This window comes from Calidithermus chliarophilus DSM 9957, assembly GCF_000430045.1.
Taxonomy (GTDB): domain Bacteria; phylum Deinococcota; class Deinococci; order Deinococcales; family Thermaceae; genus Calidithermus; species Calidithermus chliarophilus.
On sequence record NZ_KE387027.1, the window covers coordinates 861,227 to 873,274 of the forward strand.

The following is a 12,048-nucleotide window of genomic DNA, read 5'->3' on the forward strand; positions in this document are numbered from 1 at the left end:
CGCGTGCGGGGAGCGAGGGGGAGGGGTCTACCACGAGCCACGAGCCTTTCGCTGACGGCTGACGGCTGATAGCTGACGGCTTACCGCTTCCCGCTCCTCACTCCCCGAACCACTCGATAACCTTCTGCCGCGCCTGCTCCTTTACCGTGGGGTTGATGTAGGCGGCGACGGTGCCTACGGCGAACACCAGCACCGTTAAGTCGTCGGTGTACCCTACCCCTACCAACAGGTCGGAGATGGCATCCACCGGAAGGATGAAGTAGGCCAGCGCGCCGAGGATGGTCCGTTTCGCCCAGGCCGGGGTTTCGGGGCGCTTGTAGGCGTAGTAGAGCCACAGCGCCTTCTCTACCACCTCGCGGCCCGCCCGGCGGGCGAAGCGGTTGAGCTTGTTCCAGAACGAGCGCTCGTTGAGGCGCTCGGTGGCCTCGAGGTTGGGGGGAGAATAGAGCTGGATTTCTTCAGCCATTCCTTGTCCTCCGCGCGCAGCCGCGGGCTGCAAGGCTCATGGTAGCACCCCCTCCGGGGCGTGGGTGAGGAGCTTTGCAGGGTCGGCCGGTGGGCAGTTGCCTTTGTGCGTGCCCTGTGTATACTCGTGGCGTAGTCTAGACCACCGTTCTAAACATCCGCGCACCCCACTGGTGCGGGAAGGTGGTTCTACATGGTGAAAGGAGTGTGAGGTATGAGACGTCAATGGCTGATGGCTCTGGCCCTGAGCGCCCTCGCGAGCGCCGGGCTGGCCCAGAGGACCCTGGTATTCGGGCACGAGGGTGAGCCGGTGAACCTCGAGTCCGGCAACATTACCGACGGGGTTTCGATTTACGCCCAGCGCCAGATTTACGACACCCTCGTAGACTTCAAGGCCGGCTCTACCGACCCCATCCCGGCGCTGGCGACGAGCTGGTTCGCCTCCCCCGACGGCAAGAGCTGGACCTTCCGCCTGCGCCAGGGCGTCAAGTTCCACGACGGCACCGACTTCGACGCCAACGCCGTGCTGTTCAACGTCAACCGCTGGTGGGACCCCAAGGACGCCAGCCGCATCCAGGGCGGGGCCAACTACGAGATCTGGGGTGAGCTCTTCGGCGGCTACAAGGGCACCGACGGCAGCTTCCTCAAGGCCGTGCGCGTGGTGGACAAGTACACCATCCGCTTCGACTTCGGCGCCCCCCTCCCGTACTTCCCCGTGGCCATCGGCGCGGGCTACTTCGGCATCGCCTCCCCGGCCGCCGTCAAGGCCCAGGGCGCCAAGTACGGCACCCCCGCGGGCGGCGCGGTGGGCACCGGCCCCTACCGCTTCCGCGAGTGGCGCGTCGGTGACCGCCTGATCCTGGAGAAGAACCCCACCTTCTGGAAGCAGGGCCTGCCCAAGACCGACGCGCTGGTGATGCGCTTCATCAAGGACCCCGCCGCGCGGCTGGCCGAGCTCAAGGCGGGCTCCATCGACCTCACCATCCAGATCCCCCCGGCCAACCTCGGGGCCATCGAGTCGGACCGCAACCTCGACCCGGTGCTGCGCCCGTCCTTCAACGTGGGCTACCTCGCCCTCAACCCCTCCTACAAGCCCCTCTCCGACGTGCGCGTGCGCCAGGCCATCGCCATGGCGATCAACAAGAAGGCCATCGTGCAGGCCTTCTGGGGCAAGCTGGGCGAGACCAACGGCCACTTCACCCCCAGCTCCTTCAAGACCTACTGGTCCTCTGAGGTCACCGACTACGAGTACAACCCCACCAAGGCCAAGCAGCTCCTGGCTCAGGCGGGCTACCCCAACGGCTTCGACCTCGAGTTCTGGTACATGCCGGTCTCCCGCCCCTACTTCCCCACGCCCAAGGAGATCGCCGAGGCCATGGGCGCCGACCTCTCGGCCATCGGGATCAAGGTCAAGTTCCAGACCAAAGACTGGGCCACCTACCTCGACGACCGCAAGAAGGCCCCCGGCTTCCAGGCCTACATGCTGGGCTGGACCGGCGACTACGGCGACCCCTCCAACTTCTTCGACCCCCACTTCGCCTCGCCCATCACCGACCTCTTCGACGCCGCGGGCAAGCAGCTCGACGTGAAGGAGCTCAACGCCCTGCTCGCCCGGGGCTCGAGCTCGACCAACCAGGCCGAGCGCATCCGGATCTACCAGCAGGCCGACAAGATAGCCTTCGACCTGGCCCTGCGCATCCCCATCGTCCACAGCCAGCCCCTGCTCGCCAAGCGCAAGAACATCAGCGGCTGGGTGCCCTCGCCGCTGGGCAGCGAGAGCCTGGAAGACGTGGTCAAGACCAACCTCTAACCTTCACGATCGCCGCAGGGGCGCAGCGTGCTGCGCCCCTGCCCCTTTGTGTCCTCCGCCCGGCGGGGTTCACAAATTATGCCCTGCTCGGTATTATCGGCAGACAGGTGTTTACATGTGGGCTTATGTCGCTCGTCGTCTGCTGGGCTTGATCCCGGTGCTGTTCGGAATTTCACTGCTGGTGTTCGGCTTCCTGCGCGCCATCCCCGGCGACCCGGCGGTGGTGATGCTGGGCGAGCGGGGCACGCCCGAGCAGGTCGAGGCGCTGCGCGAGAAGCTGGGGCTCAACCGGCCCATCCCCGAGCAGTACCTCATCTTCGTGGGCCAGCTCCTGCAGGGTGACCTGGGCCGCAGCACCTTCAGCCTGCTCGAGGTGCGCTCCCTGCTTATCGCCAAGTGGCCCGCCACCTTCGAGCTGGCGGTCGCGGCCATGCTGGTGGCCATCCTCATCGGGGTGCCGCTGGGCATCCTGGCGGCGGTGCGTAAGAACAGCATCTGGGACAACCTGGCGACCAGCTTCGCCCTCATCGGGGTGTCGCTGCCGGTGTTCTGGCTGGGCCTGATGCTGGTCTACCTCTTTGCCGTCAACCTCCAGTGGTTGCCCTCGGGCGGGCGGCTGTCGGTCGAGGCCGACGCCTTCTTCCGCCCAGTCACCGGCTTCTACGTGCTCGATTCCCTCCTCCAGCGCAGCGGGGTGGCCGACGTGCTCTCGCACCTGGTCCTTCCGGCCGTCACGCTGGGCACCATCCCGCTGGCCATCCTCACCCGCATCACCCGCAGCGCCATGCTCGAGGTGCTCTCGCAGGACTACGTGCGCACCGCGCGGGCCAAGGGCCAGACCGAGCGGGTGGTGATCTGGCGGCACGCCCTCAAGAACGCGCTGCTGCCGGTGGTGACCATCATCGGCCTGCAGTTCGGCACCCTGCTGGGCGGGGCCATCCTCACCGAGACCATCTTCAGTTGGCCGGGCATCGGGAGCTGGATCTACGAGGGCATCATCAACCGCGACTACCCGGTGGTGCAGGGCGGGGTGGTCTTCGTGGCCTTGGTCTTCGTGCTCATCAACCTGCTCGTTGACCTCTCCTACGCCCTGCTGGACCCGCGCATCCAATACCGATAAGGAGTTCGTATGGCCGCGACCGCAACCGCAACCTCCCGCGTGGAAACCCCCACGCGCATGGCGCTCAAGCGCTTCATGAAGTCCACGTCGGGCAAGATCGGGCTGGTGATGGCCACCTTTTTGGTGCTCGTCGCCCTGCTGGCCCCGGTCTTCCGCCCCTACAACCCCGCCACCGACCGCGACTTCCTCAACATCAAGAAGCCCCCCTCGGCCGAGCGTCTCTTCGGCACCGACAACCTGGGCCGCGACGTGTTCACCCGCGTCATCCACGGCAGCCGCATCTCCTTGCAGGTGGGGCTGGTCGCGGTGGGCCTGAGCCTGACCATCGGGACCCTGCTGGGCCTGATGGCGGGCTACTTCCGGGGGGGCCTCGAGGTCTTCATCGGCTGGATCACCGACATCCTGCTGGCCTTTCCCAGCACGCTGCTGGCCATCGCCATCGTGGCGGTGCTGGGCTCCAACCTCACCAACGCCATGATCGCGGTGAGCGTCACCCAGATCCCCATCTACATCCGGCTGGCCCGCAGCGTGGCGCTGAGCGTGCGCGAGCTCGAGTTCATCCAGGCGGCCACCGCCCTGGGGGCCCCCAACCGCCGCATCCTGCTGCGCCACCTGCTGCCCAACGCCCTGCCGCCGGTGATCGTGCAGGCCACGCTCTCCATCGGCACGGCCACGCTCGAGACCGCCGCGCTGGGCTTTTTGGGCCTGGGCGCTCAGCCCCCCGCGCCCGAGTGGGGCGCCATGCTCTCCGACGCCTTCCGGCAGGGGCACTGGCTCGACGCGCCGTGGATGATGGTGTTCCCCGGGTTCTTCATCCTGCTCACCGTGCTGGCTTTCAACCTGCTGGGCGACGGGCTGCGCGACGCGCTCGACCCGCGGGCGAATAAATAGGCCGGAAAGCCCACCGGGGCGCTTTTCTCATCTTCCTGGCTTAGGATGTGCCTATGAAGCGACTGCTGGCATTGCCGCTGCTGCTCTTGGGGCTCTCGGCCTGCGTTTTCGAGCCCCAGCGCCCCTATTACAACGTCACCGACGTGCAGATGCTCTTCCCCGACTCCAGCGAGCGCTGGCTGTATTTCTACGGCGACAGCATGCTGGTGGTCGGCGAACAGCGCAGCCTGAGCCTCGAGCCCAAGCCCGAGGGCCAGAACAACATCTGGGAGGTCAAGGAGGCGCTTTGGGTCAACAAAGAGCCCGTGCTGCGTGAGGTGTCCCCGCGCTGGAACCGCACGGTGGCCCGCACCGTGTCCACCATCCCCTCGGGCAATCTGGTGGTGCAGGCCGACCAGGAGATCAAGTCGGCGTGGTACTACGACGGTTCCCGCTGGTACCAGCTCAGCGCTTCGGTGGGCGTGAACCGGCAGATCGTCGCCCAGCCCGAAGCCCGCACCCCCGACCTCGACGGGCTCACGAGCGCCGAGGAGCAGGTGGTGCTGCGGGAGGTCCTGGCCCGCCGCGGCAACCGCCCGGTGGTGCTCTACGAGATCACCCCGCCGCTGCCGCGGTTGCGGCTCGAGCCGGGCCCCTTCCTCTACCGCCAGGCCGGATTGGTGGTGCAGTATGGAGTACCCCAGGAGATCGTCGTGAACCCCGAACCCGCTCGAGTCGAGGTGCTGGGCCAGGGCTCGCAGAGCAACTACAGCGACACCTCGCCGCTCGCCTACCTCGCCACCACCCCCATCAGCTACTCGCGCTTCCGCAACCTCCTGCCCGACGCCCCCAACTTCGCCTTCAACGACGCCAGCCTGGCCGCGCTGTTCATCGGGCAGAAGCCCACGGGCGGCTACTCGGTGCGCTTCGTCTCGGCGCGCCAGCAGGGCTCGACCTGGGAGATCACGGTCAGCCTGACCAGCCCCGCCCCCGGCTCCATCGTGACCCAGGTCATCACCAGCCCCTACCTGCTGCTCCAGATCCCCGGCAAGCCCAGCAAGGTGGTCTTCCGGGACACCTCCGGGCGGGTGATCGCGGAGGGGACCGCGCTGGTGCAGTAGGGTCGGACGTCGAGCGCCATAGGGCGAGCCACCGGCTCGCCCTTTCCTATGCCTGGTACAGCGCGTACCCTAACCGCCGGAGCACCTCCCCGACCAGGTACAGCGAGCCGGTCACCAGGACGGGTTCGCTGCCCTTGGCCGCTCTGCGGGCGTCCTCGAGCGCCTCCAGCGGGTCGTCGAAGAACGGCGCGCCGTGCGCCGCGCCCAGCGTCGCCGCGTCCAGGGCCCCCTCGCCGGCGCGGGCGTAGCGCACCGACAGGGCTTTGGGCAGCAGGATTTCCAGCACCTGGCGGTAGTCCTTGCGGGGGAAGCCGCCGTAGACGAGGTGGTAGGCGCCCAGCTCCTGGGCCAGGGCTCGAGCGGCCGGGGGGTTGTGCGCCCCGTCGAGGGTGAGCTCGAGGCCCCGCCACTCCACCCGCTGCAAGCGCCCAGGGTGCTGCGCCCGGGCGATCCCCTGGGCGATGGCTTCCTCCGGCAGGCCCAGCAGGCGGGCGGTGGCGACGGCCAGCCGCGCGTTGGCGCGCTGGAAGGCCCCGGGCAGCGCGGGCGGGCAGGGGAGGTCGAACAGGGCGTCACCGTCGCCGAGGACGTGGAGGGGGGGCGCCCACCCCTGCGCGACCTCCCGGACGACCTCCAGCGGACCGCCTTCGGCCGCCGTCACCAGCGGCACCCCCGGGCGGGCCGCCCCGGCCTTGTCGCGGGCGACGGCCTCGAGCGAACCGCCCAGCGCCTCGAGGTGGTCCTCGCCCACGTTGGTCAGCACCACGGCCTCGACGCGGGGCAGCACCCGCGTGGCGTCGAGCCGCCCGCCCACCCCCGCCTCCACCACCGCCGTTTCGACCCCTGCCTCGGCGAAGTGCCCGAAGGCGAGCGCGGTGCTGTAGTCGAAGAAGGCCACCCGCTCGGGGAAGCTCTGCCGCCGGGCCCACTCCACGAACTCCACGACCGCCTCACGGGGGATCAGGCCGCGGTAGGTGCGGATGCGCTCGCGGAAGTCCACCAGGTGGGGGCTGGTCGTGGCCCCGTAGCGCCTCCCGGCCGCCTGGAGGATGGCCTCGAGGAACGCCACCACGCTCCCCTTGCCGTTGGTCCCTACCACGTGCACGGCAGAAAACCGCCCCTCAGGGTTCCCCAACCGCTCGAGCACCGCCCGCACGCGCTCGAGCCCGCGCGGCCCCCCAGCCCGGGTCTGGCGGAAGAGCCAGGCTACGGCTTCGTCGTAAGTCACGGGCTCATTGTAGGGGTAGGGGAGAGGGGGAACGGGGGGTGGGGAACGCGCGGCTATTGGCTCGTGGTAGGCGGCGGCAAGCCTTCAGCCGTCAGCCCTCAGCCGTCAGCCGGTCCCACCCTCCCCCTGCCCCTCCCTCCGGCCGGAGGGAGGGGATTTTTTTGCGTCTTGCGTCTTGCGTTTGGCGTTTGGCTATCGACCATCGACTTACACCAACGTGCTCAGCTTCACCCACGTCGCCGCCAGCAACCACACCCCGGCCCAGGTATACACGTAGCGCCGTTTCCAGCCCAGCAGCACCAGCACGCCCGTGAGCAGGTCGTTGATGGCGATGAACCAGACCATGGGCTCCAGCGGCAGCGGCAGCAGGCGCAGGAAGCTGCGCTCCATGAGCTTGAGGAAGGCGGCGGGGTCGAGCAGGGCGGTGAGGCTGTTGACCAGGAAGATGCTGGCGAAGCCCAGGCGGAAGACCCAGTGCAGGGGGTGCGAGGTCGCCATCCACAGGCCGGTGGGGTTGTCCGGGGTGGGCTTAGGGTCGGGCTCGGTGAGGCGGAGGGCCGATTCGATCTCCTGCAGGGGCCAACCTTTGGCGATCAGGCGGGAGCGTATTTCCTCGGGCGAAACCGCCCGGGTGCGCTGGAACTGGACGTAGGCGATGAGGCGTGCCGACATGAAGCTGATTGTGTCACAGGCTGAAAACGAGCTGTAGTGAGCGATCATTAATCGTGCTTTCCATATTGCTCAGAAAAGTAAAGTCCGGGGCTCCAACCCCGGACTCTGGATCGGCTCTGGGTTTTAGGCCAGCGCGAAGCGGTCGGGCTGGTAGGGGGCGGGCTCGAGGCCGGCCTTAGGCTCGTTGACGATGGTGATGCGCCCGTCCTCCTTGACGTCGACGGTGCCCAGGCTGCGCACGTACTCGAGGAAGGCCTCGGCGTCGCTGAAGCCGGTGTCGTAGCGGGCGCCCTTGGCGTTCTTGAGGCTCTCGAAGCCGTCGCCGCCGGCGGCGATGAAGTTGTTGACCACCGCGCGGTAGGTGGCGGCGGGGTCGATGGGCACGTACTGGCCGCCCTTGAGCACCTCGACCTTGGTCACTCGGCTGCCCGCGGGCTTGGCGAGGTCGAAGGTGTAGCGCAGCCCGCCCACGCCCGAGACGAAGCGCCCGGCGCCCTGCTCCCACTGGGAGACGCCGTTCTCGAGCGCGGCGACCACCTCGGCCCCGGTGAGGTCCATGACCACCAGGGTGTTGCCGAAGGGCAGCACCTCGTAGATTTTGCCCACGGTGATGGGGCCGGCGGGGATGGTCGCCCGCACGCCGCCGCCGTTCTGCAGCGCGATCTGGGTGTTAGCCCCCTTGGTCTTCCACAGCATGCCGTCGGCGATGAGGCTGGAGAGGGCGCTCTCGCGCTTGCGCACCACGGTGCGGTCGCCGTTGAGGTTGTTGCGGGTCTGGGCCACCACCTGCGTGTTGAGCGCGGCGATGGGCATGGAGTACACGCGCACGGCCTCGGCGGCGTAGGCGTCCTCGCGGAACTTCTGGTCGGTGACCAGGATGGCCTCGCCCTTGTGCCCCACCAGCAGGCCCTTGTCGTCGAACTCGAGGTTGAGCTTGCCCACCACCTTGCCCCACTCCCACGCCTGCACCACCAGCACGTCGCGGCCCTCGGGGTTCTTGACGAGGGTGGGGTAGGGCCCGGCGGGCTGGAGCTCCTTGGCCTCGAAGGTGCCCAGCAGGGTGTGGCTGTGCCCGCCCACGATGACCTGCGCGCCCACGATCTTCTTGCCGAGCTCGAGGTCGGCGAGGTAGCCCAGGTGGGAGAGGATGACGATCTTGTTCACGCCGCGCGCCAGCAGCTCGTTGATCGACTTCTGCGCCGCCGCCACGGGGTCGGTGAAGGAGACGGTGGGCCCGGGGTTGGCGATGATGGCGGTGTCGGGGGTGGTGAGGCCCACGATGCCGACGTTCTGGCCCCCTACGCGCACGACGGTGTAGGGCTGCACCTTGGAGAGCTTGGGCTCCTTGCTCACGTCCACGTTGGCGCCCAGCACGGGGAAGCGCGCCCCGTCGAGGAAGGCCGCCAGGGCGTCGGGGCCGAGGTCGAACTCGTGGTTGCCCAGCGCCATCACCCGCACGCCCTCGCGGTGCATGAAGTAGCGGTCGGCCAGGCCGCGGTACTGGGTGAAGTAGAGGGTGCCCTGGAACACGTCGCCCGCGTGCAGGAACAGCGGGTTGGGCTCGCTCGAGCGCAACTGGTCGTACAGGCGGATGCGCCGCGCCACGCCGCCCACCTTGGCCTTCTGCCCGTTGAGGGTTAGCTCGACGGGCTCGATGCGGGCGTGGGTGTCGTTGGTGTGGATGATGGTCATGCGGAAGACCCCGCCGCCCTGGGCTCGCCCCAGGCCCGCGGCGGCAATGCCCGTAGCCAATCCGGCCTTGAGTACGTCTCTGCGTTTCATGCTTTTTCCTCCTTGCCCAATCATAAAGGGCCAGGCGTCAAGTGTGGATCAGGGCGGCAGCCGGGCGGCGGCGAGGATTGTAGACCACTGCGCTGACGGAGGGGCACAACTGCCTAAACTGGGTACATGCCAAAGCTAATGTTCGTGTTGCTGGTATTGGGGCTGGCCCAGGCACAGAATTTGACCTTTACCCCCGTGGCCACCGATCTCGAGCGCCCCACCTTCCTGACCTACGCCCCCGACGGCTCGGGAAGGCTCTTCATCACCGAGCAGACCGGCAAGGTGCGGGTGGTCCAGGGCGGCCGGTTGCGCCCTGAGCCCTTCCTCGACCTCAGCGGCCGCATCTCCTGCTGTGGGGAGCGGGGCCTGCTGAGCCTGGTGTTCCACCCCGACTTCAAAAACAACGGCTTCTTCTTTGTCAACTACACCCGCAGCCCCGACGGGGCCACGGTGGTCGCCCGCTACAAGGTCGCCGAGGGCGGCAGCCGCGCCGACCCCGCCTCGGCCAAGGTGATCATCACCATCGAACAGCCTTACGCCAACCACAACGGGGGGCAACTGGCCTTCGGCCCCGACGGCTACCTCTACATCGGCATGGGCGACGGGGGCAGCGGGGGCGACCCCCTCAACGCCGGGCAGAGCCTCAACACCCTGCTGGGCAAGATCCTGCGCATCGACGTGAACAAGGAGGAGGGCGGGCGGCCCTACGCCATCCCCGCCGGCAACCCCTTCGTCGGCCGCCAGGGGGCCCGCCCGGAGATCTGGTCCTACGGCTGGCGCAACCCCTGGCGCTTCAGCTTCGACCGCGAGACCGGCGACATGTGGATCGCCGACGTGGGCCAGAACCAGTGGGAGGAGATCAACCTCGAGCCCAAGGGCAAGGGCGGCCTCAACTACGGCTGGCGCCTGATGGAGGCCAGCGCCTGCTTCAACCCCGGCAATAACTGCAACAACGGCAACCTGGTGCTGCCGGTGCTCGAGTACAACCACTCCCAGGGCTGCTCGGTCACCGGCGGCTACCGCTACCGCGGCAAGGCGATGCCCAGCCTCCGGGGCGCCTACATCTACGGCGACTACTGCTCGGGCCGCGTCTGGATCGCCACGGAGCAAGGGGGCAAGTGGGCGGTCCGCCAGACCATCGAAACCGGCTACGGCATCAGCTCCTTCGGCGAGGACGCCGACGGTGAGCTGTACCTGCTCGACCACCGGGGCACGGTGTACCGGATCGGGCTCAGGTAGGAGAGCGGTCAGCGGTCAGCTATCGGCCGTCAGCCAAAGGCTCGTGGTTCACCCCTCCCCAGCCCTCCCCGCCCGCGGGGAGGGGGTATCCCCCCAGCCCCCCTTGCTAAGGGGGGTGACAAGGCGTTTTGCGTCTTGCGTTTGGCTATCGGCTATGGGCTATCGACCATCGACCATCGACGTCCCTCACCCGGCGTACGACGTAGGACGCACGGCCCCGCTATGCTGTAGCCTGTCATGACGAAAGCGGACATCCTGCAAATTCTGCGTGAACAGGAGGTGCGGTTCCTGCGGCTGCAGTTCACCGACATCCTGGGCATCAACAAGAACGTCGAGCTCCCCGCTTCCCAGTTCGAGAAAGCCCTCGACGGGGAGGTGATGTTCGACGGCTCGACCATCGAGGGCTTCACCCGCAGCGAAGAGGCGGACATGCTCTTGAAGCCCGACTACTCGACTTTTTTGGTGTTCCCCGAGGAGCTCGAGAGCACCCACCAGGGCCGGGTGGCCCGCCTGATCTGCGACATCGCCTACCCCGACGGGCAGCCCTTCGAGGGCGACCCCCGCCAGGTGCTCAAGGCGCAGCTCGAGCGCCTGCGTCGGATGGGCTTCGACGACCTCTACGCCGGGCCCGAGCCGGAGTTCTTCCTCTTCACCCGCACGCCCGAGGGCGACCCCAGCACCGTCACCCACGACCGGGCGGGCTACTTCGACCTCGCCCCCCTCGACAAGGGCGAGGAGGCGCGGCGGGAGATGGTCAACGTGCTCGTGCAGATGGGCTTCGAGATCGAGGCCTCGCACCACGAGGTGGCCCCGGGCCAGCACGAGATCGACTTCAAGTACTCCGGCGCCCTCCGCACGGCCGACAACATCACCACCTTCAAGTTCGTGGTCAAGAAGGTCGCGCTGAAGTACGGGCTCCACGCCACCTTCATGCCCAAGCCCATCGCCGGGATCAACGGCTCGGGGCTGCACATGCACCTGTCGCTGTTCAAGGGCGGGGAGAACGCCTTCTACGACCCCAAGGGCGAAAACAAGCTCTCCGAGGTGGCGCTCTACTTCATCCAGGGGCTCCTGGAGCACGCCGAGGGGATGGTGGCCATCACCAACCCGCTGGTCAACTCCTACAAGCGCCTCACCCCCGGCTACGAGGCCCCCACCTCCATCGCCTGGTCCGACTCCAACCGCTCGGCCATGATCCGGGTGCCGGCCCGGCGGGGGCTGGGCACGCGGGCCGAGTTCCGCGCCCCGGACCCCTCCTGCAACCCCTACCTCGCGCTGGCGGTGATCCTGGCCGCCGGGATCGACGGCATCAAGAAGCAAGAACTTCCCCCGCCCCCCATCGAGCGCAACATCTACCAGCTCTCGGTGCGCGACCGGCGCAAGCACAAGGTCAGTGAATTGCCCGGGACGCTGCGCGAGGCGCTCGAGGCCTTGCAGAAGGACGAGGTGATCCGCGAAGCGCTGGGCGACCACCTCTACAAGCAGTTCCTGCGGGCCAAGCAAGTGGAGTGGAACTCCTACCGCAGCTCGGTGCACCAGTGGGAGCTCGAGCAGTACCTCGCCGAGTACTGACCCCCTCCGGGAAGCCCGCCCGCCGCGCCCACAAACGCTCCGGGCCTCCGCCGGCCGGTTCTTGACCGGGAGCGTGGGATGGGGTATAAGTTGTTGCTGTAGTTACAATCTCGTTGACAAGAACGCAATGAGCCTGTGTAGAATGGCCTCGCCAGTACGGTTCAACCAA

10 protein-coding genes are annotated in these 12,048 nt (G+C 67.8%); 6 read left to right on the top strand and 4 right to left on the bottom strand.

Going from position 1 to position 12,048, the window contains the following annotated elements:
- Window positions 1–97: 97 nt before the first annotated feature.
- Entirely contained in the window at window positions 98–466 is a 369-nt protein-coding gene (locus MEICH_RS0121135) for a YkvA family protein (RefSeq protein WP_036219809.1), read from the bottom strand.
- 213 nt (window positions 467–679) lie between these two features.
- On the opposite strand from MEICH_RS0121135, the gene MEICH_RS0121140 reads away from it, so the two are divergent.
- The 4 genes from MEICH_RS0121140 to MEICH_RS0121155 all read left to right on the top strand — a co-directional run bounded on the left by MEICH_RS0121140 (window position 680) and on the right by MEICH_RS0121155 (window position 5,386).
- Window positions 680–2,275, top strand: coding sequence for an ABC transporter substrate-binding protein (locus tag MEICH_RS0121140; protein WP_027894267.1), 1,596 nt, complete (start codon window positions 680–682; stop codon window positions 2,273–2,275).
- Between the two features lie 115 nt (window positions 2,276–2,390).
- Window positions 2,391–3,395: an ABC transporter permease gene (locus MEICH_RS0121145; protein WP_027894268.1), complete on the top strand. Its 1,005-nt coding sequence runs from the start codon at window positions 2,391–2,393 to the stop codon at window positions 3,393–3,395.
- 9 nt (window positions 3,396–3,404) lie between these two features.
- Window positions 3,405–4,286 (top strand): ABC transporter permease, encoded by an 882-nt coding sequence (locus MEICH_RS0121150; RefSeq protein ID WP_245587728.1) that lies wholly within the window; start codon window positions 3,405–3,407, stop codon window positions 4,284–4,286.
- A gap of 53 nt (window positions 4,287–4,339) precedes the next feature.
- A complete protein-coding gene (locus MEICH_RS0121155; protein ID WP_027894270.1) occupies window positions 4,340–5,386 on the top strand; it encodes a protease complex subunit PrcB family protein in 1,047 nt (348 codons plus the stop codon).
- Between the two features lie 46 nt (window positions 5,387–5,432).
- Here MEICH_RS0121155 and MEICH_RS0121160 read toward each other — a convergent pair whose 3' ends face one another.
- From MEICH_RS0121160 to MEICH_RS0121170, 3 genes are all read right to left on the bottom strand, one after another.
- Window positions 5,433–6,614: a bifunctional folylpolyglutamate synthase/dihydrofolate synthase gene (locus MEICH_RS0121160; protein WP_027894271.1), complete on the bottom strand. Its 1,182-nt coding sequence runs from the start codon at window positions 6,612–6,614 to the stop codon at window positions 5,433–5,435.
- A 207-nt stretch (window positions 6,615–6,821) separates the two neighbouring features.
- Window positions 6,822–7,286, bottom strand: a complete 465-nt coding sequence (locus MEICH_RS0121165) for a hypothetical protein (RefSeq protein WP_027894272.1) — start codon at window positions 7,284–7,286, stop codon at window positions 6,822–6,824.
- Between the two features lie 123 nt (window positions 7,287–7,409).
- A complete protein-coding gene (locus MEICH_RS0121170; RefSeq protein WP_027894273.1) occupies window positions 7,410–9,068 on the bottom strand; it encodes a bifunctional metallophosphatase/5'-nucleotidase in 1,659 nt (552 codons plus the stop codon).
- 126 nt (window positions 9,069–9,194) lie between these two features.
- Between MEICH_RS0121170 and MEICH_RS0121175 the strand changes: the two genes are divergently transcribed.
- Both MEICH_RS0121175 and MEICH_RS0121180 read left to right on the top strand, forming a co-directional pair.
- Window positions 9,195–10,307, top strand: coding sequence for a PQQ-dependent sugar dehydrogenase (locus MEICH_RS0121175; RefSeq protein WP_027894274.1), 1,113 nt, complete (start codon window positions 9,195–9,197; stop codon window positions 10,305–10,307).
- Window positions 10,308–10,544: 237 nt separating this feature from the next.
- A complete protein-coding gene (locus MEICH_RS0121180; protein WP_027894275.1) occupies window positions 10,545–11,879 on the top strand; it encodes a glutamine synthetase family protein in 1,335 nt (444 codons plus the stop codon).
- Window positions 11,880–12,048 lie beyond the last annotated feature (169 nt).